Source organism: Dokdonella sp. (assembly GCF_041395345.1).
GTDB lineage: Bacteria > Pseudomonadota > Gammaproteobacteria > Xanthomonadales > Rhodanobacteraceae > Dokdonella.
Genome location: NZ_JAWLAR010000002.1, coordinates 89,385 through 112,519, shown reverse-complemented (window position 1 = coordinate 112,519; position 23,135 = coordinate 89,385). Strand labels below are relative to the sequence as shown.

The 23,135-nt window shown below is 60.3% G+C and carries 17 protein-coding genes, 4 pseudogenes and 2 other annotated features; of the genes and pseudogenes, 8 read left to right on the top strand and 13 right to left on the bottom strand.

Going from position 1 to position 23,135, the window contains the following annotated elements; all coding sequences use genetic code 11:
- Positions 1-257: 257 nt before the first annotated feature.
- Both R3F00_RS02545 and R3F00_RS02540 read right to left on the bottom strand, forming a co-directional pair.
- Complete coding sequence (locus tag R3F00_RS02545) at positions 258-1,097, bottom strand: lysostaphin resistance A-like protein (RefSeq protein WP_371280133.1); 840 nt, start codon at positions 1,095-1,097, stop codon at positions 258-260.
- Between the two features lie 452 nt (positions 1,098-1,549).
- Positions 1,550-2,341: a DUF1028 domain-containing protein gene (locus R3F00_RS02540; protein ID WP_371280132.1), complete on the bottom strand. Its 792-nt coding sequence runs from the start codon at positions 2,339-2,341 to the stop codon at positions 1,550-1,552.
- A gap of 689 nt (positions 2,342-3,030) precedes the next feature.
- Between R3F00_RS02540 and R3F00_RS02535 the strand changes: the two genes are divergently transcribed.
- From R3F00_RS02535 to R3F00_RS02525, 3 genes and pseudogenes are all read left to right on the top strand, one after another.
- A complete protein-coding gene (locus tag R3F00_RS02535) occupies positions 3,031-4,593 on the top strand; it encodes a hypothetical protein (protein WP_371280131.1) in 1,563 nt (520 codons plus the stop codon).
- A gap of 34 nt (positions 4,594-4,627) precedes the next feature.
- A pseudogene (locus tag R3F00_RS02530) lies at positions 4,628-4,726 on the top strand (hypothetical protein); the annotation flags it as partial.
- 18 nt (positions 4,727-4,744) lie between these two features.
- Entirely contained in the window at positions 4,745-5,383 is a 639-nt protein-coding gene (locus tag R3F00_RS02525; RefSeq protein WP_371280306.1) for a hypothetical protein, read from the top strand.
- A 175-nt stretch (positions 5,384-5,558) separates the two neighbouring features.
- On the opposite strand, the gene R3F00_RS02520 is transcribed toward R3F00_RS02525, so the two are convergent.
- The 5 genes and pseudogenes from R3F00_RS02520 to R3F00_RS02500 all read right to left on the bottom strand — a co-directional run bounded on the left by R3F00_RS02520 (position 5,559) and on the right by R3F00_RS02500 (position 9,343).
- Positions 5,559-6,311: a hypothetical protein gene (locus tag R3F00_RS02520; protein ID WP_371280130.1), complete on the bottom strand. Its 753-nt coding sequence runs from the start codon at positions 6,309-6,311 to the stop codon at positions 5,559-5,561.
- 238 nt (positions 6,312-6,549) lie between these two features.
- Positions 6,550-6,675 (bottom strand): annotated as a pseudogene (locus tag R3F00_RS02515) (hypothetical protein); the annotation flags it as partial.
- A 349-nt stretch (positions 6,676-7,024) separates the two neighbouring features.
- Positions 7,025-7,133, bottom strand: a sequence feature (AL1L pseudoknot).
- Positions 7,091-7,294 (bottom strand): hypothetical protein, encoded by a 204-nt coding sequence (locus R3F00_RS02510; RefSeq protein WP_371280129.1) that lies wholly within the window; start codon positions 7,292-7,294, stop codon positions 7,091-7,093. (Overlaps the previous feature by 43 nt.)
- 120 nt (positions 7,295-7,414) lie before the next feature.
- A complete protein-coding gene (locus tag R3F00_RS02505; protein WP_371280127.1) occupies positions 7,415-7,891 on the bottom strand; it encodes a hypothetical protein in 477 nt (158 codons plus the stop codon).
- Positions 7,892-8,124: 233 nt separating this feature from the next.
- Positions 8,125-9,343 (bottom strand): annotated as a pseudogene (locus R3F00_RS02500) (IS3 family transposase).
- Positions 8,947-9,063, bottom strand: a sequence feature (AL1L pseudoknot). Its footprint overlaps the pseudogene before it by 117 nt.
- Before the next feature lie 270 nt (positions 9,344-9,613).
- Here R3F00_RS02500 and R3F00_RS02495 point away from each other — a divergent pair.
- Positions 9,614-10,228 carry a hypothetical protein gene (locus R3F00_RS02495; protein ID WP_371280126.1) on the top strand — a complete coding sequence of 205 codons (615 nt, stop codon included), beginning with the start codon at positions 9,614-9,616 and terminating at the stop codon, positions 10,226-10,228.
- Between the two features lie 97 nt (positions 10,229-10,325).
- Here the strand turns inward: R3F00_RS02495 and R3F00_RS02490 are convergent.
- From R3F00_RS02490 to R3F00_RS02470, 5 genes and pseudogenes are all read right to left on the bottom strand, one after another.
- Positions 10,326-10,589, bottom strand: a pseudogene (locus tag R3F00_RS02490) (NAD(P)(+) transhydrogenase (Re/Si-specific) subunit beta); the annotation flags it as partial.
- Positions 10,590-10,622: 33 nt separating this feature from the next.
- A complete protein-coding gene (locus R3F00_RS02485) occupies positions 10,623-11,690 on the bottom strand; it encodes an acyltransferase family protein (protein WP_371280125.1) in 1,068 nt (355 codons plus the stop codon).
- 80 nt (positions 11,691-11,770) lie between these two features.
- Positions 11,771-13,180, bottom strand: coding sequence for an NAD(P)(+) transhydrogenase (Re/Si-specific) subunit beta (locus R3F00_RS02480; RefSeq protein ID WP_371280124.1), 1,410 nt, complete (start codon positions 13,178-13,180; stop codon positions 11,771-11,773).
- A 120-nt stretch (positions 13,181-13,300) separates the two neighbouring features.
- Complete coding sequence (locus R3F00_RS02475) at positions 13,301-13,591, bottom strand: NAD(P) transhydrogenase subunit alpha (RefSeq protein WP_371280123.1); 291 nt, start codon at positions 13,589-13,591, stop codon at positions 13,301-13,303.
- A complete protein-coding gene (locus R3F00_RS02470; RefSeq protein WP_371280122.1) occupies positions 13,588-14,724 on the bottom strand; it encodes an NAD(P) transhydrogenase subunit alpha in 1,137 nt (378 codons plus the stop codon). The genes R3F00_RS02475 and R3F00_RS02470 overlap by 4 nt, the downstream gene beginning before the upstream one ends.
- Positions 14,725-15,384: 660 nt before the next feature.
- Between R3F00_RS02470 and R3F00_RS02465 the strand changes: the two genes are divergently transcribed.
- On the top strand, positions 15,385-15,948 hold the full coding sequence (locus R3F00_RS02465; RefSeq protein WP_371280121.1) for a nitroreductase: 564 nt from the start codon (positions 15,385-15,387) through the stop codon (positions 15,946-15,948).
- A complete protein-coding gene (locus R3F00_RS02460) occupies positions 15,945-16,841 on the top strand; it encodes a 5'-3' exonuclease H3TH domain-containing protein (protein WP_371280120.1) in 897 nt (298 codons plus the stop codon). The genes R3F00_RS02465 and R3F00_RS02460 overlap by 4 nt, the downstream gene beginning before the upstream one ends.
- Positions 16,842-17,049: 208 nt before the next feature.
- On the opposite strand, the gene R3F00_RS02455 is transcribed toward R3F00_RS02460, so the two are convergent.
- On the bottom strand, positions 17,050-19,560 hold the full coding sequence (locus R3F00_RS02455; protein WP_371280119.1) for an EAL domain-containing protein: 2,511 nt from the start codon (positions 19,558-19,560) through the stop codon (positions 17,050-17,052).
- A 503-nt stretch (positions 19,561-20,063) separates the two neighbouring features.
- Here R3F00_RS02455 and R3F00_RS02450 point away from each other — a divergent pair.
- Together R3F00_RS02450 and R3F00_RS02445 are read left to right on the top strand one after the other, a co-directional pair.
- A complete protein-coding gene (locus R3F00_RS02450; protein WP_371280118.1) occupies positions 20,064-20,480 on the top strand; it encodes a hypothetical protein in 417 nt (138 codons plus the stop codon).
- A gap of 524 nt (positions 20,481-21,004) precedes the next feature.
- Positions 21,005-23,122, top strand: coding sequence for a S8 family serine peptidase (locus R3F00_RS02445; RefSeq protein WP_371280305.1), 2,118 nt, complete (start codon positions 21,005-21,007; stop codon positions 23,120-23,122).
- Positions 23,123-23,135 lie beyond the last annotated feature (13 nt).

Sequence of the window (23,135 nt, the reverse complement as noted above, 5' to 3'; positions counted from 1 at the left end):
CTTTGGGAGCCAGCGTGTAACGAGCACGGGCGCCGCACAATGCGGCCTTCGGGGACAGTTCGGCGGGGCAGGGAAATGGTTGAGCTGATCAGTCTTGCTGGAATTCGACTCCAGCACTATTGACCGGGGCGTATCGCTTGCGGAATCGACCGAGGTACAAATGGTGGGTGTTTCGGTTGGTGTCTGTTCCAGTTGCCGATATCAGTTTTCACGTACTGAGCATTCCCGCAAATTGTGCGTGTCCCAGTTGTCGCCTGCTAATTTCTGGCCGCCTGCGCGATAAACTTCCCACGTCGCCGCGCCGCAGTCAGTAGCAGAATCGTAGCGACCGTGGCGACGGCGATGACCAGCACAGAGCTCTCCGGGCCGAACATGCCACCAGTCAACCAGTCAGGCCCTGCATAGCGAATTTCGAGCGGCGCCAGAGTACGCCACTCCTCGATGCCGGAGAGCGGCACCCCGCTGAGCAGAATCGTGAAATTCCAGGCGGCGTGGTTGGCGGCTGTCGCCCACAAGTTGCGCGTGAAGACGAACACGCCGGCCCAGAACGCGCCCAGAACAGTCACCGATACGATCATGAGCACTGCGTCGATCGTTCCGCCTTGTGCGACGTTCTCCAGATGCTGCAGTGCAAACAGTGCTGCCTGAATCGGTATCGCGATGACCGTTCCCCAGGCGCGCTCAACTATCCGGAACAACACGCAGCGAAAGACGAGTTCTTCCAGAGTCGCTGCGATACCGATCAGTGCCGCCACGCCGAACAGCGCCGTCGAAGCACCGCGCATGAGGATGAGTTCGTACGCGCCGATCGCGAACAAAACAGCAATCGGAATGCCGATGAGGACGGCACCACTGGCTCCACCGATGAGTATAGAAACCGGCTTCAGCCTCAACTCGTCGGCTTTTCGCCTTTCGTGCAAGCGCACGTATACCCAGTAGCCCGCGATCGCCGTGAACAGGATGCCCGCGCGCCGAATAGCGCTCAGCGTCTCGGGGCTCGGCTGGAACATCACATCGATCAGGGGCAGAAGGCCTTGCCGAAAGACCATGATTGCCCCGAGAACCAATGTTCCGCCGAGCAGCAGTGACCAGAGCATGCGTAGGGCTACGCGTATTTGCTGTCGTGCCGTACGCGACGGCGCCGTCAGAATGCTGGGACCTGGATCAGGAGGTTCAAGCTGCGTTGCGTCATTGCTCATGCGATTGGGTTCGAGAGTGGAGAAGGGCGCATCTCAACCGACAAGGTTGGCAATCACGAGCATGTATTCTCGAGAACTTGCGCCTCGAGAATACATGCGTATTCCAGGGGTGAGCGTGCGGTTTTCAAGCGGATACGTTCCAAGTACCCATGGTTGCATTGCCGGCCACTGAATTGACCCGACTTGCCGACAAGGAAAGCAAGACCGGGATACCCAATGCCCCAGTATCGATCACCCGGGTTGATCAGGGATGCCCATGATTTCGCCCCATGTTATCGCCAGGCATTGGGGACCAGATCGTGGGTGTCCGGGTTGTCCGGCTTGTCAATTGTGAGTGTCCCGGTTGTTGGCTATTCCGCACGTTCGACGGCAACCGGCGCCGGCACCACAAAAACGCGCGTGCTCGGGTCTGCCATTCCGGTTTTGCGCCAACTACGATAGCGCTGATCCAGGAGGGCAACGGCGTCTTGACTGCCCGGCTCCAGCCCGAAAATGACCAACGTCAGCCACGGCATATTGGGATTGTCGGTTTTGCGGAACAGACTCACGAAGGCGCTCGCGCTACCGGTTCCCTGGCAGCGTTTATCGCCACCGGCAGCCGCGCCCGCTGCAAGTGCCTGCATGACGTCATCAGCCATGGCGGTATCGTCGTTCCAATTGGCGGGGTGCAACGCTGCGAACGTCTTCGGCACCACCTGGTTGGTCGCCATGGTGTTTGCCTGGACACTGACGTGCGGCGCACCAAGGCTCCCCTTGAAGCCTTCCACAGCGTCTCCCGTGAACGCCAACGGGGATGTGCCGTCGCTCAGAAGGAGTGCGTATTGCTGCTCCGCCGGCGCGTAGGTGCTGCTCGCAGCGGTGATCCGCGCAAGGATCTTCTCGGGCGGCACATCCTCCGCAAGCCACTTCACCGCATCCGTGCGCGCCTGTGCGTTGCTCGCTGCCTGGACGATGACGACACCCTTGCCGGGCACCACCTCGGCGATCCCGTACACGAGGTAAGAGCATGAGGCGCCAGCAACCGCGATGGTGCCGGTCGTGGGGTTGTCGACGATGATCGACCACGTCGCAGACGCATTGCCTGTGACGAAGAGTGCCAACAACAGCACGCACTTCTGCGATGGTAGGAACTTGAATGGCATGGCGGGTTTCACAGGGCTCTGATTCCAATGCACGGTTTTGGCAGCTCTTCCAGAAAACTAGTGTCGAACGTCACGAACAGTAGTAAGACGGGGGAAGTAAGACGGGGGAAGTAAGTCGACGGATTAAGAGGGGGAGATAAGACGGGGACATCCAGAATTCCTTTATCTTCAATTCACGCCTCTAGACTCTATCCGGCATTGAGAAATTGCACGTACTCCGGGCAAATTTCCGGTTGATGAGTCAATTCTCACTTGCTACCACGCGAGCTATTGCCGCCAGGTGCGCCTGCGCAATCTTTGGATGTCCCGGTTGTGTTGCGTTTGGGTGTCCCAGTTGTGTTGCGTTTGATTTTTCAATCAACGGGTTGGTCCGGAACGCCCATGATTTCGCCAAGCATTGGGGGCCAGATAGCGGGTGTCCCAGTTGTGCACAATCTAGATGGGCATGCGGAATAGTGGGTGTCCCGGATTGCCGATTGTAGGCGAGCGCGAGGGATCAGGTAGTGGGTGTCCCGAACCTCGTTGTTGTTTCCCAGCGATTTCCGGTAGTGCCGCTAGTGTAGAATTGCGTGTGAAATCTAAGGTTTCGGCATAAGACACTCAAGCCGAAATTCATTCTTGCACACAGGCTGGTGTGTGCAAGGTTGCCCGAAAAAAATCCAGGGACGCATAAAAACAGGGAGATGGAGATGTTGCGCAATTCAAGTTTCGGCACGCTCGTTGGTGGGCTTGCCTGCCTGATCCTGCTTGCCAATGCGGCGGCAACCCGTGCGCAGCAGATAGATATTGCTGGTCCAGCAGGTGCCGACGGCTTCGGAGCAGCGGTTGCGGTGCTACCAAACGGCAACATCGTGGTCATTGATTCGGCTGGCGGAGCCTCAGGTGAAGGCCGGGTCTACCTGTACAGTCCGACGGGCACTCAGATCAGCGTCTTCAGCGGCAGTAGTCCCAACGACCTGATTGATAGCAAGATCACGGTTCTGGGAAACGGCAATTTTGTAGTGAGCAGCCCGAGTTGGAGCAATGGTGCAAACGCAAATGCTGGGGCAGTCACCTGGGTCAATGGCAATACGGGAATGTCGGGCGTGATTTCTACGGCCAACTCCCTGGTTGGGACAAAGGCGAACGACCGCGTTGGCGATAGCTATGGCTTCTTCATCGGTGTCACCGAGCTGAGCAATGGCAATTTTATAGTATCCAGCCCCGCGTGGGACAACGGCAGCAATGCTGACGCGGGGGCGGTGACTTGGGCTGATGGAAATGGTGGTTTGTCGGGAGCAGTGTCAGCGGCCAACTCTCTTGTCGGGAGCAAGCCGAACGACCGTGTTGGTTACACGTTTGGTTACCGCGGAGTGACTGCGCTGACCAACGGGAACTATGTCGTACCCAGCTATTATTGGGACAACGGCGAGATCGTGGATGCTGGGGCTGTGACCTGGGCCAACGGTAACACGGGCCTATCGGGTGAAATTTCCCAGACCAATTCCCTGGTAGGCACGACAGCGGAAGACTTCGTCGGGGGAAACGGCGTGACAGCGCTCAGCAACGGCCACTATGTGGTGAGCAGCACGGCTTGGGACAATGGCGCGAACACGGATGCCGGGGCTGTGACCTGGGCTAATGGCAACTTTGCCTTGACGGGCGTGGTCTCGGCGGCCAACTCTTTGGTAGGGAGTTCGACGAACGATCGCATCGGCTACAGCTATGACGGTGTTGCCGCGCTAAGCAGCGGCCACTTTGTGGTGAAGAGCCCATTCTGGAGCAACGGTCCTGCTGCGAGTGCCGGCGCGGTGACTTGGGTAAATGGCAACGCTGGTCTGGTGGGGGAGGTCTCGGCGGTCAATTCCCTGGTTGGTACGACCGCGGGAGACTTCGTCGGCGGAAACGGCGTGACCATGCTCAGCAACGGCCACTACGTCGTGTCCAGCGCCGGTTGGGACAACGGCGCAGTCATCAATGCCGGGGCGGTGACTTGGGCCAATGGTAGCGTAGGCCTGTCCGGTGAAGTCTCGGTAGTCAATTCCCTGGTTGGCGCTTCCGAGGATGACCGTGTGGGCGTCAACAGTGTGACAGCGCTGAGCAACGGTCACTATGTCGTGAAGAGTCCAGAATGGAACGACGGTGCGCTCTTGGATGTTGGGGCAGCGACGTGGGCCAATGGCAACACTGGCTTGATTGGCGTGGTCTCGACGGCCAATTCGCTGACCGAACGAATACGGACGACATGGTCGGCATCGACGTTGCCGCGCTAAGTAACGGCAACTATGTCGTGGCAGCAGGTATTGGGGTGGCGGCATTGGGGCGGTGACTTGGGCCAATGGCAACATTGGTCTTTCGGGCGAAGTATCGGTGGCCAATTCCTTGGTAGGGGGCACTGCAGAGGACCGAATTGGCAGTCAGGGGGTGACTTCGCTCAGTAACGGCAACTATGTGGTAATCAGCCCTGACTGGGACAACGGCGCGAGCGCTGATGCAGGTGCAGTGACATGGGCCAACGGCAATATTGGTTCTTCAGGCGAAGTTACGTCCGCAAATTCCCTGGTGGGGGTCACCGCAAATGACCGAATTGGCAGTCTGGGGGTGACTTCGCTTGGCAACGGCGGCTATGTGGTGAACAGCCCTCAATGGAGCGATGGCTCGATTGTGTTCGCGGGGGCCGTTTCCTGGGCAAATGGCATAACTGGCTTAGTGGGTGAAGTCACGGCGGCAAATTCCCTCGTCGGTACTCGTTCCGGTGACAGCGTCGGCGACGGCGGTGTGTTCTTGGTCGGCAACGGCAACTATCTTGTGGTGAGTTCACTGTGGAACAACGGAGCGATTGAGAGCGCCGGTGCTGTGAGCTTTGGTCGAGGCTCGATTGGCATTTTTGGACCGATCACCGCGTTAAATAGCGTTCGCGGATCGGAAGCGCACCGTGGCAATTCTTTGGTGTCTGCTTATGACGCATCTCGGGATACGCTGATCGTGGGACAACCAGCAGCCAATCTTGTCAGCCTGTTCAAAACCGATCTTCTGTTCAAGAGCGGTTTTGAACAAGAGTGATTTGCTTCGGAATCAATTTGTAGCTGAACCGGTTATGGCTTAGACGGTAACAAGCAGAATTCCGAGGTTCGGCCTTTCAATCGGGCGCCAAGCCAACTTTCGGTCGTTGCCATCACCAGATCGTTCCGTCAGGTGCTGCCAGGACAAATTGTGGGTGTACCGGTTGTTCTTGTTATTAGTCGACCAGGGGTATAGCGTCACGATATTGAGGTTTCATGAACATTCTCCACGACATGAGTGAGGAATGTATTGAAATGTATTCGTTGTTGTTGACATCAACTGGTTTCGTGTCGAATGTCAGCAATATTGCGGGCGCGCACGGATCACCAAAATACAATGACATTCGCCATTCATGAGACGGCAGCCCTGTTGCTTGCGAAATCCTTCGAGCAAAAAAGTCCGTCTTCTCGGCTCGCTCCGCTTCTGTTGGGGCAGATACGTAAATTCTCGAGAAGCGCTCCAAAATTACTGTGCGACCGTTGTGAAGCAGCGATTCCGCCGCCACGTCGGCGTACTGCATCAAGTCGTCAAAGCGCAGCAGTTGCCCCGTCGGAACGTGCATGAACCACGAGTCGTAGATTGGTGTAGTGCGAAACGACTGCGTACCGGGGCGGCTTGTTACTCGGTTTCCGCTAGCTTCAATGCTGGCGAAGTCTCCCGCCCGTAAGAGTCTGAAGCCGATGGAAATTGAAATGAAACCATCTATGTCAGTACCGTGTTCGTACCGAGTATGTGCCGCAGCGTCGATCAACCGCTCCGCAAAATCGTGCTGTGCCCGATCGAGTGGCGCAAGCTCACTTCCAGTCACGGCGTAACTGATATTGGCCTTGTAGCCATCACCATGCCTGTCGTCATAGACATGCTGGCTGATCGTCTCCGATATGGGATGGCGGCAGGCAGGAACCATCCAATCCTGCGAAAACGTCATCCCTTCCGCCGAGAGTAAGAGTTGCGCCTCGTTTCTCGATAGCCCCCTCCGCTCGGGCTCGACCGCGTCCGATTCTTCCAGCTCTGCCGATGGATGACCTCGGCCTTGTACAAGCCGTTAATGGTTTCGCCAAGGCGTTGTCGTAGGAACGCCGACGCTACCGACGGAAGGCTCGATCCCGGCTTTAGCCAGACGTTCCGTAACGGATCGAGACGTACTGCAGCCTCGGCCGTGGTGATCAGACCGCCCTGTCGGTCGACGGCATGAGCGCCTGCTCAAGGCACGAGCACGAAGTCGGTTCGCGATGAGCTTGATACTTTCCAACCCACGATCCGACGGCGAACACGTCGATGACAAATGCGACATAGACGAAGCCTTGCCAGGTCGAGACATAGGTGAAGTCCGATACCCAGAGCGCATTTGGAGTTCAGCCTGAACTGCGGTTTACAACATCGGGCATGCAGCCGCTGTTGCTGTAGGTGGTCCTCACAACCCGGTCGTTTACGCCTTCAGGCCCAGCCTCTTCATCAACCGGGCACGCGCGAGCGATCTGGATACCTTCCGAAGCATCTGCTTCCATACCTTGCGTGCGCCGTGACTTCCTTGTTCTCGCGCCATACGCGCAGAATCAGGGCACAACGCCTCATCACGGATTGCACGCACAGGACGAAGGGCGGGATCAGCCGCCTTGCAGCCTGCTCGTAGTAAGTTGACGGAGCGATCGGCAGGACTCAGATCGGCTCGACTCGTAGACATCTCGGTGATCGTTGATGAACGCGTCATCGTTTGAATGCGGTCGAGCTCCGCCGGGCAAAATAAGCGCTGGCCTTGCGCAGAATCTCATTCGCCTGACGCAGCTCTCGAACCTCACGCTCAAGCGCCTTGATGCGTTCCTGCCTGAGGTAGACCTGCACGCAAGCCTTGATCCGCTCGGCCTGACGCACCCAGCGTCTCAATGTTTCTGTGGTGCAGCCAATTTGCACTGATCGAATTCATCGCGCCCACTGCGACGAATACTCCGCCTGATGATCCAGAACCATTCGAACTGCCCGCTCGCGGGATTCCGGTGACACTCTTTCTGATTTCTTCATGACTCCATCCTCTCAAAGGTTGGAGCCTCCGGAAAAGCCGGGGCGATTCAATTGGCCAGCCATCACCATGCCGTCGTCAAGACATGCTGGTATCGTCTCCGATATGGGGGGCAGGCAGGAACCATCCAATCCTGCGAAAACGTCATCCCTTCCGCCGAGAAAGAGTTGCGCCTCGTTTCTCGATAGCCCTCCGCTCGGGCTTCTCAAGGTGACACAGGTTCCCTGATCAGTCTGCTCGATGTTCCACGTGAACATCCATTTGTGAATGTGATGGAGGTCAGAATAGCCGCTTCTATTTTCATCAAGAACTGAAATTGGCGTCGTCTCGCAATCAACCAATGTGACGTAGCGCGGCTCAAGCTCGCTGAAGGGAAGAACTCGGTCCCCAACCGCCACGGCGAGTTCTTGCAATGTCGTTTGCTCCGCTCCAACCAACGCAGTGCCTTGGATCACACAAGCTGCAAGTATTGCGCGCATTACCTTGTGCATTGTTGCTCCCAAAACCTTTCTTGGTGTGTGTGAGCTGGGACACCCGTGATCCGCAACTGGGAACGAGCAACTGGGAACGAGGACATCCAAAGTCTCGATATCATCTTACGTCGCGAGTAGACGATTTCCTACAGACAGATCCTGATCCTGATCCGGGACACCCAAGATTTCACCATCGTAGGAAATTGTCGATTTGAATCGCCCCGGGAATCCCGGAGACTCGTTTGTGTGAGTCACGCCGCCATGGCGAGCTCACCCTGTTGCTGATAATAGTTGGCTTCGGCTTCTGCAGGTGGAATGTCTCCAATCGGACCGAGTAGGCGCTTGTTGTTGAACCAGTCCACCCAGTCCAGCGTGGCGAACTCGACCGCGTCCGGATTCTTCCAGCTCTGCCGATGGATGACCTCGGCCTTGTACAAGCCGTTAATGGTTTCGGCCAAGGCGTTGTCGTAGGAATCGCCGACGCTACCGACGGAAGGCTCGATCCCGGCTTTAGCCAGACGTTCCGTGTAACGGATCGAGACGTACTGCACGCCTCGGTCACTGTGGTGGATCAGACCGCCCTGGGTCGGTCGACGGGCATGCAGCGCCTGCTCAAGCGCATCGAGCACGAAGTCGGTTCGCGATGAGCTTGATACTTTCCAACCCACGATCCGACGGGCGAACACGTCGATGACAAATGCGACATAGACGAAGCCTTGCCAGGTCGAGACATAGGTGAAGTCCGATACCCAGAGCGCATTTGGACGTTCAGCCTGGAACTGCCGGTTTACAAGGTCATTCGCATGCAGCCGCTTTGTTGCTGTAGGTGGTCCTCACAACCCGGCCTCGTTTACGCCTTTCAGGCCCAGCCTCTTCATCAACCGGGCTACCGTGCAGCGAGCGATCTGGATACCTTCCCGAAGCATCTGCTTCCATACCTTGCGTGCGCCGTAGACTTCCTTGTTCTCGCGCCATACGCGCAGAATCTCAGGGCACAACGCCTCATCACGGATTGCACGCACAGGACGAAGGGCGGGATCAGCTCGCCTTGCAGCCTGCTCGTAGTAAGTTGACGGAGCGATCGGCAGGACCTTGCAGATCGGCTCGACTCCGTAGACATCTCGGTGATCGTTGATGAACGCTGTCATCGTTTGAATGGGCGGTCGAGCTCCGCCTGGGCAAAATAAGCGCTGGTCCCTTGCGCAGAATCTCATTCGCCTGACGCAGCTCTCGAACCTCACGCTCAAGCGCCTTGATGCGTTCCTGCTCTTCCGAGGTAGGACCTGCACGCAAGCCTTGATCCTGCTCGGCCTGACGCACCCAGCGTCTCAATGTTTCTGTGGTGCAGCCAATTTTTGCACTGATCGAACTCATCGCGGCCCACTGCGACGAATACTCCGCCTGATGATCCAGAACCATTCGAACTGCCCGCTCGCGGGATTCCGGTGACACTCTTTCTGATTTCTTCATGACTCCATCCTCTCAAAGGTTGGAGCCTCCGGAAAAGCCGGGGCGATTCAATTTGTGACTCAGGTATTCCATTAGAGAGAATCGGTGGACTAATCAATGAAGTCACACTCCAACTGAGGCAGTCGAAGTTATTGCAAGAGGAACGGGGTGTTCGCCTAGCTACGGTGGAAGCGTCGCTGAACGCTGCGCAGTTGGAGTGGGGCGTTGCCGCGCGAAAATACTGACTTGCAGCGCCGCCCTACAAATGAGCAAGAGTTCAGAGTGAGCGAGATGTACAAGCGCATAGGGTACCTTGACCGCCGAGATGAGGATCTCGCGGAAAAGGCGAAGTTGATGGAGGTTGTAGATTCACTGTCAAAGCAAAAAGCGACACTGAATGACAGTCTAACGCGGTTGAAGATTCGAAATGAGCAGCTTGTTTTGAGTCAGCAGAATCGCCTCAAGGATGCCTATTTTTCAATATCTGAGAGCGTGAGAGGGTTGCTGGCGCAAGATCTGAATCGGCAAGACTCGTTCGAGAATCCAAAAAAAGTTGATTTTAGCTTTGGTGACAATCGAATTAGCGTTGATGGTCATACCTATTTTTCGGCGAGTTCCCGCGCGGTACTTAGGAGCGCCTTTTTTTTAGGCTTTCATGCATCAGCAATGCAGAATTCTTACTTCAGACACCCGCGGTTTGTGATGCTTGATACGATCGAGGACAAAGGGATGGAGGCTGCGCGTAGTCAAAATTTCCTGCGATTGATACTAGCCACTAGCGAGAATGGCCCGGCGGAAAATCAGATTATCTTCGGCACGGCAATGATCGCCGATGAGCTGAATAACGAAAAGTTTGTAGTAGGCAGGTTCTATACGCGCGATCAGAGGTCGTTGGACTTTCGATAGTCTGAAGATCGAGGAGTAATAAGGTTTAAGGGATCTCAAGCCTATTTCTTTATGCTAGTGGGTTCACTATCGTGATGCTTAGTTTGCCGCTTCCGCTTTAGACGTAATGCCAAGGAACTAAGTGGGCAAGAGGCCTATATCTCTGTGCCCGATCAATGCCGCCCACCCCCTCAATGGCCTTCAACTCGCCAATCAGCTGATTGGCCGCCTCCTTACCATCCACATCCAACATCCGTGTGTTATCCGCATAGAACAACGCATTCTCAATCCCGGCAAACCCCATCCACTTGCCCCACTTGATCACAATCGTCTGGCGGGCTTCGACCACATTGAGGATCGGCATCCCGTAGATAAATGAGGACTAGTCGGCCCCGGCGCCCAGACCAACACCCCCTCACTCACAAACCGCCGCCAACCCCACGCGATCCCGCGTCACCCTGTCCGCCAACCGCCGCCCCAACCTGATACACGGCTTCTCAACAAAGTCATAAACGGCCGCGGCGATGCAGATCGTGATCATTGTGATGACGCCCAGATAGACGCTGAGATGTCGGGTTCTCCACCAGGAATCCACCGGTAGCCGGTAGAGAATCGACAGCGTCGTGTAGAAGACCACGGGGTGGAACAGGTAGATCGAGTAGCTGATCTGACCGAGCCACGTCATCAGCGGATTTCGGATGCGAAGCACCGTTGCGCCGAGCAGGACGATGCCGATGCCGATTGAGTAGGGCACCGTGTAGCCCCAGGGCAGTCCGGCGATCAGGGTCGAGACCAGGGGATAGCCGACCAGGTAGAAGAGGACGAGTGCGTAGAAGGTGATGCGGGCGGCAGGATCCTTCAGTTCACGGTCGTACCAGGCCCGAAACAGCGTAGCCATCGACATGATCGAAAGATGCACCAGCCACAGGGTGATGCCGTAGAAAAACAGCGTGTGACCCTGGCCTTGGGCGATCAGCCACACTAGAACGATCAGTGCGAGACCTCCGGAGAATGCGGCGATCCGCGAATAGTTGCGGATATTCCCTGTCACGAGGAACACGAGGCAGATCGCGTAGAACGCCAGTTCGACCAGCAGTGTCCAGTACAGGCCGATGGCAGGGGGCACGCCTGCGAGGTCCTGCATCAGGGTCAGATTGACGAGGAAATCGGTGGTCGTGAATGCTTTTCCCCACAGCCAGTGGCAGGCGAACGCCCCGGCGGGAATGGAAAGCCAGTAGGCAGGGTAGATCCGGAACAGCCGCTTGATCGCGAAATCGAGGCCCGCTCCAGGCACACCGGGCCGCGTGCTGAAGGGGATCACAAAACCGCTGATGACAAAGAAGGCGACCACGCCGATGCGGCCGAAGTCCCACTGGTGCGAGATGTCAAACAACCATCGACTGGCGCCGGTCTGCGGACTGAGCGTGTAGAACGATTCGCTGACGTGCATCCAAACCACGAGCAGCGCGGCGATGGCCCGCAACGCATCGATGTGCTGCAGGCGTTCCGTGCCCGATGTCATGTTCGTCAGCCGCTAGTGCGAGGGGATGGCGCCACGGGGCATCAGTGGCCCCCGCCACCCTCGATCCCCTTCAACTCGCCAATCAGCTGATTGGCCGCATCCTTGCCATCCGCATACAGCATGCGCGTGTTGTCGGCATAGAACAGGGCATTCTCGATGCCGGCGAAGCCGGTGCCCTTGCCGCGCTTGATCACGATGGTCTGGCGTGAGTCGACCACATTGAGGATCGGCATGCCGTAGATCGGTGAGGACTTGTCGGTCTTGGCGGCGGGATTGACCACGTCGTTGGCGCCGATGACGATGGCGACGTCGCAGGTCTTGAACTCGGGGTTGATGTCGTCCATGTCGGCGATCAGGTCGTAGGGCACGCCGGCTTCGGCGAGCAGCACGTTCATGTGGCCGGGCATGCGGCCGGCGACCGGGTGGATCGCGAACAGCACTTCCTTGTCGGCCTTGATCAGGGCCTGGGTCAGCTCCCAGATCTTGTGCTGGGCCTGGGCCACGGCCATGCCGTAACCCGGCACGATGATGACTTTCTCGGCCATGTAGAGCAGGGAGGCTGCGTCGCTGGCTTCGATCGGTTTCTGTGCGCCTTCGATCGCTTGGCCTTCGCCGCCGCCGCCGAAATTGGAGAACAGCACGCCACTGATCGGGCGGTTCATCGCCTTGGCCATGAGCTGGGTCAGGTAGGTGCCGGCGGCACCGACCACGGTACCGGCGATGATCAGCGCCTCGATCTGCATCACGTAGCCTTCGAAGGCCACGGCCAGGCCGGTCAGCGCGTTGAACAGGGAAATGACCACCGGCATGTCGGCGCCGCCGATCGGCAGGGTCATGAGGATGCCGAACAGCAGGGCCAGGGCGAAGAAGGCCACGATCAGCCAGGGCTCCACCTGCCAGGCGATCAGGGCGATGCCGGCGACCAGCGCTGCGGCGAAGATCAGGAAGTTGAAGACCTGCTGGCCCGGGAAGTTGAAGCGCTTGTCGAGCACGCCATCGAGCTTGGCCCAGGCGATGATCGAGCCGGTCATCGATACCGATCCGATCAGCGCGCCGAGCACGGCCAGTGTCACCGTGACCATCGGATGCGATCCGGAGGTTGGATCGGAGAACTTCAGCAGCTCGCCGGCGCCGATCGCGGCAGCGGATCCGCCGCCCATGCCGTTGAACAGAGCCACCATCTGCGGCATGTCGGTCATCGCGACCTTCTTGCCCCAGAGCCAGGTCGGGATCACGCCGACGGCGATGCCGAGCAGAATCAGTTCGATGTTGTGGGCGCCGGTGATGGCGAAGGTCGCCAGGGTGGCGATGACCATGCCGATGCCGGCCTGGATGATGCCCTTGCGCGCGGTGACCGGCGAGGACATGCGCTTGATGCCGAGGATGAACAGCACGGCGGCCAGAAAGTAGCTCGCCTTGGCGATCCAGATCAGCATTTCTTGCATGGCCATGTCGCTTTTCCCCGAATTACATGGTGAATGTCTTGGTCGGCTTGCGCAGTGTTCTGGCTGGCCGTCGGTGCCGCGGAGGTGCAGTGCGCAGCGCTTGCAGCGCAGCAAGCGCCCGTTTGACTATTTCTTGTCCTTGCTCGACTTGAACATCTCGAGCATGCGCTCGGTGACCACATAGCCGCCTGCCGCATTGCCGGCACCGAGTACGACGCCGATGAAGCCGATGGTCTTGGCCAGGGTCGAATCGGCGTGGGCCAGCGCGATCATGGCGCCGACCAGGACGATGCCGTGGACGAAGTTCGAGCCCGACATCAGCGGCGTGTGCAGGATGACCGGAACGCGACCGATGATTTCCTTGCCGGTGAAGGCGGCGAGCATGAAGATGTAGAGGGCGAGAAATCCGTCGATCATGAGGAGGCTCCTTCGATCGCCTGCTTGGTCGGTTCGTGCTTAATCTCGCCGGCGTGGGTCAGGCAGGTCTTGGCGATGAGTTCGTCATCCCAGTCCAGGGTCAGTACGCCGTCGGCGAGCGAAAGCTCGAGGAAGTTGTAGAGGTTGCGTGCGTACATTTCGCTGGCGTTGATCGGCGTGGTGGCCGGCAGGTTGCTGGTGCCGATCACGCTGACGCCGTTGTCGGTGACGACGGTCTTGTTGGCTTCGCTGAATTCGACATTGCCGCCGGAATCGGCGGCGATATCGACGATCACCGCACCGGGCTTCATGCCGGCGATCATCGCCGCATTGATGATGCGCGGCGCCTTGCGCCCGGGCACCGCTGCGGTGGTGACCACCACATCGATATTCTTCAGATGGTTGGCCAGGGCTTGCTGTTGCTGCTCGCGTTCCTCGGCGGTCAGTTCGCGGGCATAACCGCCTGCTCCGGCGGCGGAAACGCCGAGGTCGAGGAATTTCGCGCCGAGTGATTCGATCTGCTCGCGTGTTTCCGGGCGCACGTCGAAACCTTCCACCTGGGCGCCGAGGCGCTTGGCCGTGGCGATGGCCTGCAGTCCGGCGACGCCGGCACCGACGATCAGCACCTTGCTCGGGCGGATCGTACCGGCGGCGGTGGTCAGCATCGGGAAGAACTTCGGTGCGCGTTCGGCGGCGATCAGCACGGCCTTGTAGCCGGTGACGCCTGCCTGGGAGGACAACACGTCCATGGCCTGGGCGCGCGTGGTGCGCGGCAGCAGTTCCATGGCGAATGAAGTGATCTTGCGATCGCGCATGGCCTTGACCCGTTCCGGGCCCAGGTGCGGCGCAAGATGGGCGATGACGACTGCACCTTCTTTCAGGTGGCCGATTTCCTCGACCGTCGGCGGCTGCACGCGAAGAAGGACATCCGCACGCGAGAGCGCAGCGGGGCCGTCGGCGACGACTTCGCAATCGATGAAGGCGGTATCCGGGAAATAGGCCGAGGTACCGGCCGATTTCTCCATGACGATCTGGGCGCCACGCGCCTTGAGTTTCTTCGCGACTTCAGGAGTCAGCGCTACGCGGCGCTCGCCCTCGGCAGACTCGCGCAATACGGCAACGACAACCGGCATGGCTCCCCCTCGACATGAAGTCCGGCCTGCATCCTAGCCCGGAAGTTGAAATAGGTCGAGGGGAGGGATGCAGGCCGGCTGTTTGTGCTGGATTGGCGAGGATGGAAGCGGGGTTGGGCCAAAATCAGGAGCACCACCCTCGGCGACTGCTCCTGCGTAGCGAAGCACAGGGATGTGCGAGTGACGCGGGCGCAGGAGGCGCTGGAGCGACCTCTACCTCCTGCATCCATGCAGTCGTCATCCCCCTCCGGGACTTGAACTCGCACCATCCCTGGTGCTCGCCCTACGGGCAGCATTCGCTGCTCAAAACGGCAATCCTGCCGTTTGGTCTCCCGCCAGCGGGAGAAGGAAGCAGAGCGTGACGTTATGGGGTGATGTGCCTCTCCCGCTGGCGGGAGAGGCTGCCGACAGGCTGGTGAGGGTGGGCCTACGGAGCGTGAGAACAAACTCGCGAATCAAGAGCACCACCCTCATCCCCCTCCGGGACCTTCTCCCGCCAGCGGGAGAAGGAAGCAGATCGAGACGTTGTGGAGTGATATGGCCTTCCGCCAGTTGGAGATGGAAGCAGGGCTAGAGGCCCTGTTGGTGTTTCAGGGGCCATACGCTGGGGTGCGGCTGGGGCATTGGGTAGACTGTGGGGAGTCTTGTCAGGGTTTGCCGATGTCTCTGGAATTTCTCGAAAACCGTTTGTCGGTGCCTTCGCGTCAGTTGGGTGCGCCGGGTCCGGATGCGCAGCAGCTTGATGCGTTGCTGAGTGCGGCGATCCGGGTGCCGGATCATGGGCGCCTGGCGCCGTGGCGATTGCTGCTGGTTCGTGATGAGGCGCGACGTTCGTTTGGCGAGCAGCTGGCGCGGATTCACGAGCAGGTTGATCCGGGGGCGGGCGAGGCTGCCCTGATCAAGGATCGCGAGCGCTATCTGAATGCGCCGGTGATCGTGGTGGTCATTGCCCGCGTGCAGTCCGGGCACAAGGTGCCGGAACAGGAGCAGGTGCTGTCGGCAGGTTGTGTGGCCTACAACCTCCTGCTCGGCGCGCAGGCGCTCGGGTTCGGGGCGCAGTGGCTGACCGGTTGGGCCGCCTATGAGCCTGAGGTCTGCAAGCTGCTTGGGCTGGACGAGGGCGAGCGGGTCATCGGTTTTGTCCACATCGGTACGGCGCTGGAGGTGGCCTGCGAGCATCCGCGTGCGGAGCTGGCCGACGTGCTGGGCGAGTGGACGCCGTGAGCGCTGAGCGGGGCACGTCCGCCTACCTGGTGGATGCCAGCATCTATGTGTTTCGAGCCTGGCATTCCATTCCTTCGGATTTCACCGATGTCGACGGACATCCGGTCAATGCGGTGCACGGTTTCACCCGATTCCTGCTGGACTTGCTCGAACGCGCGAAGCCGACCCATGCCGCGATCTGTTTCGACGAATCGCTGACCAGCTCGTTCCGCAACGCGATCTATCCGGACTACAAGGCCAATCGCGAAATGCCGCCGGAAGAATTGCATCGCCAGTTCGCCTATTGCCGCGAAGTTGCGGCGGCGCTCGGCATGACCGTGCTGACCGATTCGACCTTCGAGGCCGACGACCTGATCGGCAGCGCGGTCAGCGTGCTGGGGAAAATCGATTGCCATTCGGTGATCGTTTCTGCCGACAAGGATTTTGGCCAGCTGATCGGCGATGCGGTGGAGCAGTGGGATTTCTCGCGCGACCAGCGCTGGAACGCGCAAGGTGTCAAGCAGCGCCTCGGCGTGCATCCGGAACAGGTAGCGGATTTCCTCGCCCTGATGGGTGATGCGGTCGACAACATCCCGGGGATACCGGGCATCGGTGCGAAGACGGCGGCGGTGCTGCTGTCGCACTTCGGTACCCTGGATGCCTTGTTGTCGCGTTCGGATGAAGTCGCCTTTCTGCGCATGCGCGGTGCGGCCAGCGTGTCGGCCAGGTTACGCGAACATGCGGCATTGGCCACCTTGTCGCGACGCCTGACCGGCATTGCGCTCGACGCACCGGTGCCGCTCGATCTCGATGGCTATGCGCGCAAGACGCCGGATGATGCGGTCGTCGCGGAGTTGTTCGAGCGAATCAGGCTCGGGCCGATGACGCGGGCGCGGGTGAGGGCGTTGGTGTAGGGCGGAACGAAGACCGCGCGGTTTTCGTAGGAGCATGCTTTAGCCGTCCCGAAAAGGGGACTCCCTGCGGTCGCGAGGCCCTTGTCGCAACATGCGAAAAAAGCATCGCGGCTGACGCCCCTCCTACAAAAGCGGGAAGAGGCATCGCGACCGGAAGGAGTCTCCCAATCCCCAATCCCCAATCCCCAATCCCCAATCCCGGCTCCACTCACCACAGCGGTCGGGAGAAATCGAAGTCCGGTTGCTTGAGGGGTTGGGAGAAGGCGGGGCCTACGGCGTAGTCGACACCCAGCCTCAGCAGCAGGTGGGCGCGGTTGATGTTGTCGACTTCCGGTGCGATGACCGAGGCGCCGGCTGCGTGGGCCTTGCGGACCAGGGCGAGCACGGTGTCGGCGACCGAGCGGATGCTGCCGAGTTCGTGCACGAGGGTGGGATCGAGGCGCACGAAGTCGGCCTGCAGCAGGCGCAATGCGTGCACGGCGGCCCAGTCGCGGCCGAAGTCGTTGAGGCAGACGCGGATGCCGAGCTTGCGCAGTTCGAAGATGCGTTCGCGGGCGCGTTCGCCGGCATCGATCAGGGGCGAGCAGGGCAGGTTGAGGGTCAGGCCGGTGCCGGAAAGATGGTGCGCCTTGAGTTCCCGATCCAGCCACCAGCACAGATCGGCGCTGAGCAGGGAAGGAACCGATTGCGGCACGAAGATGCGCAACTGGCGGCCTCGCTTGAGCTGCTCGCCGCGCATTTCCAGCGTGTGCTGCAGCAGCAGACGATCGATTTCGGCGAGCTGGTTGGTCTCGGCTGCGGCCGGGGCCATTTCGTCGTAGCTGATCGAGCTGCCGGGATTCTGCGTGCTGAGAACACGGAAACGCAGATCGAACTGGCCGCTGAGCTTGCCTGCCAGCGGCACGATCGGCTGGAAGTCGAAGGTGGCCTGTTCGGATTTCAGCGGGCGTCCCATGACGGCGCGCACCGCCAGCAGCGGATCGCTCGGCAGCAGGGCGGCTTCGCGCGCTTCGTACCAGAGCACGCGGTTGCCGCCCATGTGCGTGCCGGCGATCTGCGCGGCTTCCGCATTGGTCACCATCGTGTCGACGCTGATCATTTCTCCGCCGAGCAGGGCAAGCCCGATACTCGCGGTCAGCACGTATTCCTTGCCGTTGAATGTCCACGGTTCCTGCGCAAGCTGGGCGCGGATATCCTCGGCGACCATCGTCACTTCGCCGCGCGAGCGCCGGTGCACGAGCACGAAATAGTGGAAATCCTGGTAGTGCGCGGCGATGTCGGTGGTATCGAGCTGGCTGCGCAGCAGCTGGCCGATATGCGCATCGAGTGCGGCGAGACCGCTGATGCCGATGCCTTCACGCAGGGCCTGCGAGCGGTCCAGCGCGATGCACATCAGCGCAGCCGAACGGTCGCCGGCCACGTCGGCCAGTTTCTCGATCAGCACGGTGCGCGGGAACAGGCCGGTGCGCGGATCGCGCCCGCCCGCCGCGCCGATCAACTCGCGCAGTCGGCGCGAACGGTTCAGGCGCGACAGCAGTGCGTGGGTCAGATGGCGCGCCTTGACCGGTTTGAGCAGAACCTCGTCACTGCCCGCGGCGATCGCATCGAAGCGCTGGCCAATGTCGCCGCTGGCCGACATCAGCACGATCGGCAGGGCCGCGTACTCGGTCTGTTCGCGCACCAGCTGGATCAGTTCGAGGCCGTGAACATCGGAGAGTTCCTGGTCGACGACGAGAACGTCGGGACGAAACTCGGGCAGGGCGGCCAGCGCACTCTGTCCGTTGCTGGCCAGGCGCACGGTCATGCCTTTTTCTGCCAGCCAGCGCGCGCGTTCGCTGGCGGCGACCTTGTCCACTTCCACCAGCAGTACGCGCCAGGGCGTCTGCGTGGCGTGCACGAGCAGTTCATCCAGGCAGGCGATCACGCGCAGGGAGTCCAGCGGCATGCTGAACACGCCGGCGGCTCCGGCGCGCATGGCCAGCAGGCGATCGCCGAGATCGCCGTTGCGCGAGAACACCAGCAGCACCGGTTGCGCGGCCAGTTCGGATTCCCTGCCTTCATCCAGACGCGCTCGAATGCGGCCCAGGTGGCTCAGCGAACGCGCATCCAGGAGCAGGGCGCCGGGACGGGCGACCTTCAGGAATTCGAGCAGGGTTTCGATGTCTTCGAAATCGTTGACCTGATAGCCACGTTCGCGCAGGGCCGGCACGAGACCGGGTGCGGCGCGGACGGTTTCGCCGAACAGGCAGGTGGCCCGCGGCAGCCAGGTCGGTCCTTCGGCAGCACGCGGCAGATCGGGACCGGTTTCGGGGAGGGACGCGAGTTCCGGATCATCGACACCGGCCGGACTGGCCTCGCCGTGCAGCGAGCGCACATCGGCGGTGGCCGATCCCGAGAGTTCATTGAGGGCGCCACCGAGCGCGTTGACCATGCCGGCCAGGCATTCGAGCGCGTGCTCGTTGGGCACCAGCTTGTCGTCGATGAACGAACACAGGTACGCGGCCAGCTCCAGTGCCGAGCCGTTCACGCCCTGCAGGCCCAGGGCCTCGCTGGTCTGCGCAATCTGGTCGAGCTCCTCGCCGAGCAGGCGCGCGGCATGGTGGTCCCAGCCTGAGCGGGCCAGCGGCTGCCAGCGGCGGACCAGGCTCAGGCAGCGCTCGCGCAGGGCCTCACGCGCGGTCGAGTCGGACAGTCCCTGGATTGGAGTGGAGCCAGTCATTGATGCAGTCGACACCTGACGATTTGTTTTTCTCCGGCCGCTTCGCGCCCGGTGCGACGGATGGAGCCAGGAGCGTTGGAGGTAGACATCATGTTGGACGGGATTGAACGGTCGCCAGAAGCTCTCTTGATCGAAGGATCCGCCGCGGGTTGCGTTCGGGTGGCGCTGAATGGTTCCTTGTTCGTCATTCCGACAATGGTCGGGATCCTTTACTGCCCTTGATTTGCATGGATGGAAACAAGCGCTGGATGACCAGCCATTCGGCTCGTGAACGCCACTGGTACGATGGCTCGTGAAGCGTTGTCCTGAAGCTCGATGTGCGTCTCAGCCCATGGATGCGGGGCGCAAACACGGCCCGAAGAGTCCTCCAGCCCGGCACATGCTGCGCACCTACGCACGGAGAGTGGCTGAAGCCCGGAAACGTCGCCGTGCGCTGCAGCACAGTTTACGCCGACCATGGCCTGGGCATACCCTGAAGCGACGCGAACTGACGGATCCGGGCCATGAGAAAGCACCTGCACAAGATCGCCTTTGTACTGTTCCTGCTCGCCCTTTTCGGCGATCTGGTGATCTGGGGAGCGGTGCCGGATTTGCCCGAGATCGGCGCCCACATGGTCAAGTCAGCCCACGCCGAAGCCATCCTGGCCTCGACCTACATCGCCCTGGGGACGCCGCTGGACGGGCTGTTCGGCTCGCTGCATGGCATCGGCACAAGCCTGATGACCGATGCGACCGAGCCCTTCGTGGAGCACATCCTCAGCGAGCCCAACCTGGCCATGGACCTGACCCTTTCCGGTTCCGCCAACAGCGCGCTGGGCTGGATCCGGACCTTCTACTGGGCGCCGCCGATCCTGCTTGTTGTTTTCCTTGCACTTTTTGCAACGAAGCCAAAAGTGGTCAGCCTGATCCGCAAACGCTGAATCCGAAAAATGTGATGGCGATCACACATGAGTTTCGTTGGGCTCTATAGGTTCGACGGGTTTCCACAAACCCGAAATCTTGGGAAGTAAACAAAGGATCGTTCAGGTAGGGGTGCCTGTTCGATCAGTCGCGGATGACAAGACAGTGTGATTCGATTCGGACAAAGATCCGATGCAGCGGCGCGGGAGGTGGACGGAGACCCCATCAAGGGGGTGCTGCAACGCAGCACTCATACGATCATTCTTCAACACTGGAGATAACTGTGAATTCGGATTCGATCACAGCGTTACGTCGTACCTCTCTGGCTGCAGCCATGTTCGCGTTTATCGGTTGCAGTGCGCTGGCCAATGCCGCCGCCGTCACTTCTGCTGACATCCAGACCTATGCAGACCGCGCCAATTTCTCGGCAGACCTGTCGAGTGCGGAAATCACCCGTTTCATCGTCACCTACGCCGAAAACGCACCCGAGCGCAACGGCGTTGCGATGCGTGCGGACTTCGATCGCGTGGCCCGCGAGACGGGCATGAAGGTGGTGCACGAGCGCACGCTTGCCACCGGTGCAGAACTGGTAACGGTCACCCGAACCAAGGACAGCGCGCGTCTTTCCGGTAACAGCAACGAGGCGAGAGCGCAGGCCGTAATGGTCGCGTTCGCAAGAAACTCGGCAGTGGCCTATGTCGAACCGGATCGCATCATGCGCCCGGTCTTTTCGCCGAACGACACGAGCTATTCGGCCCAGTGGGACCTGTTCGAAAGCACCGGCGGCATGAACCAGCCCTCGGCCTGGGACATCTCGACCGGCAGCGGCATCAGGGTGGCCGTGATCGACACCGGCATCACCCCGCACAGCGACCTCAGCGGCCAGACGGTTGGCGGCTACGATTTCATCAGCACCTCGTCCGCAGCGCGTGACGGCAATGGCCGTGACTCGAATCCTAATGACGAAGGCGACTGGTTCGGAACCAACGAGTGCGGCGTTCCGTATTCGTCGAACTCGAGCTGGCATGGCACCCATGTGGCCGGCACGATCGCTGCGGCAACCAACAACTCCAAGGGCGTGGCAGGTGTCGCCTTCGGCGCGAAAGTCGTGCCGGTGCGTGTGCTCGGCAAGTGCGGTGGCAGCACCTCGGACATCGTCGACGCGATCGTCTGGTCGTCTGGTGGTTCGGTCAGCGGTGTACCGTCGAACCCGAATCCGGCTCGCGTGATCAACATGAGCCTCGGCGGCAGCGGTTCCTGCGGCTCGTTCCAGGCTGCGGTGAACACCGCACGCAACAACGGCACCGTCGTTGTGGTGGCGGCCGGCAACTCCAATGCCAACGTGTCGGGCTTCTCGCCGGCGAACTGCTCGGGCGTGATCTCGGTGGCCGCAACGGACCGCCAGGGCAATCGCGCTTCGTACTCGAACTACGGATCCGGCATCACCCTGTCGGCACCGGGTGGCGAGACGGCAACGCAGTCCAACGGCATTCTTTCGACACTCAACAACGGCACCACCACGCAGGGCTCCGAGGGCTACGCCTACTACCAGGGCACCTCGATGGCGGCGCCGCATGTGGCGGGTCTCGCGGCGCAGATGCTTGCAGTCAATAGCAGCCTGACTCCGGATCAGGTCAGAAATGCGATGACGGCCAATGCACGTGCATTGCCGGGATCCTGTTCCGGTGGTTGCGGAGCCGGCATCATCAATTCGCTGGCCACCCTGCAGTCCCTTGCAGGTCCGGGCAATGTCGCGCCGGTGGCCAACTTCAGCTTCACCACCAGCGGACTGACGGCCAACTTCACCGACACCTCCAGCGACAGTGACGGCACGATCGCGTCGCGTTCCTGGAACTTCGGCGATGGCACCACGTCGAGCTCGACCAATCCGAGCAAGACCTACTCCTCGGCCGGCACCTACAGCGTGCAGCTGACCGTGACCGACAACGATGGGGCGACCAACTCGAAGACCTCGTCGGTGACCGTGAGCAGCGGTGGCAGTGGCAGCAATGTCCTGCAGAACGGCGTGGCCGTGACGGGCCTGTCCGGTTCGACAGGCGACACCGTGCTCTACACGATGTCGGTGCCCGCGGGTGCCAGCAACCTCAAGTTCCAGATTGCCGGCGGATCCGGTGATGCGGATCTGTATGTCCGCTTCGGTTCGGCTCCCACGACCAGCACCTATGACTGCCGTCCGTACCTGAGTGGCAACAATGAGACCTGTGACATCAGTTCGGCACAGGCCGGCACCTACTACGTGATGCTGCGTGCCTACTCGAGCTATTCGGGCGTCTCGTTGACCGGCAGCTACACGACAGGCGGTGGCAGCAGTTGTACGCCTTCGGGAACGGTGCTCTGCAACGGCTCGTCGGTCAGTGGTCTTTCCGCAACCCGCAACAACTGGACCTCGACCTACACCCTCGTTGTTCCGGCCGGTGCCAGCAACCTGAGCTTCCAGATCGCCGGTGGTTCGGGTGATGCCGACATGTACGTACGTCTGGGTTCGGCCCCGACGACGAGCAGCTACAACTGCCGTCCGTATCTGAACGGCAACAACGAAACCTGCACGTTCACGGCACCGACACCCGGTACCTACTACGTCAGGATTCGTGCCTACTCGACGTTCTCGGGAGTCACCCTGAGCACCAGTTACACGCCCTGAATGGGTTGACGGC

Bases quoted from the DNA above. Each gene is read 5' to 3' on its own strand.
- R3F00_RS02545 (WP_371280133.1), bottom strand. From the start codon at position 1,097: ATGCTCTGGTCACTGCTGCTCGGCGGAACATTGGTTCTCGGGGCAATC.
- R3F00_RS02540 (WP_371280132.1), bottom strand. From the start codon at position 2,341: ATGCCATTCAAGTTCCTACCATCGCAGAAGTGCGTGCTGTTGTTGGCA.
- R3F00_RS02535 (WP_371280131.1), top strand. From the start codon at position 3,031: ATGTTGCGCAATTCAAGTTTCGGCACGCTCGTTGGTGGGCTTGCCTGC.
- R3F00_RS02520 (WP_371280130.1), bottom strand. From the start codon at position 6,311: ATGACGTTTTCGCAGGATTGGATGGTTCCTGCCTGCCGCCATCCCATA.
- R3F00_RS02505 (WP_371280127.1), bottom strand. From the start codon at position 7,891: ATGCACAAGGTAATGCGCGCAATACTTGCAGCTTGTGTGATCCAAGGC.
- R3F00_RS02495 (WP_371280126.1), top strand. From the start codon at position 9,614: ATGTACAAGCGCATAGGGTACCTTGACCGCCGAGATGAGGATCTCGCG.
- R3F00_RS02480 (WP_371280124.1), bottom strand. From the start codon at position 13,180: ATGGCCATGCAAGAAATGCTGATCTGGATCGCCAAGGCGAGCTACTTT.
- R3F00_RS02475 (WP_371280123.1), bottom strand. From the start codon at position 13,591: ATGATCGACGGATTTCTCGCCCTCTACATCTTCATGCTCGCCGCCTTC.
- R3F00_RS02470 (WP_371280122.1), bottom strand. From the start codon at position 14,724: ATGCCGGTTGTCGTTGCCGTATTGCGCGAGTCTGCCGAGGGCGAGCGC.
- R3F00_RS02465 (WP_371280121.1), top strand. From the start codon at position 15,385: ATGTCTCTGGAATTTCTCGAAAACCGTTTGTCGGTGCCTTCGCGTCAG.
- R3F00_RS02455 (WP_371280119.1), bottom strand. From the start codon at position 19,560: ATGACTGGCTCCACTCCAATCCAGGGACTGTCCGACTCGACCGCGCGT.
- R3F00_RS02450 (WP_371280118.1), top strand. From the start codon at position 20,064: ATGAGAAAGCACCTGCACAAGATCGCCTTTGTACTGTTCCTGCTCGCC.
- R3F00_RS02445 (WP_371280305.1), top strand. From the start codon at position 21,005: ATGAAGGTGGTGCACGAGCGCACGCTTGCCACCGGTGCAGAACTGGTA.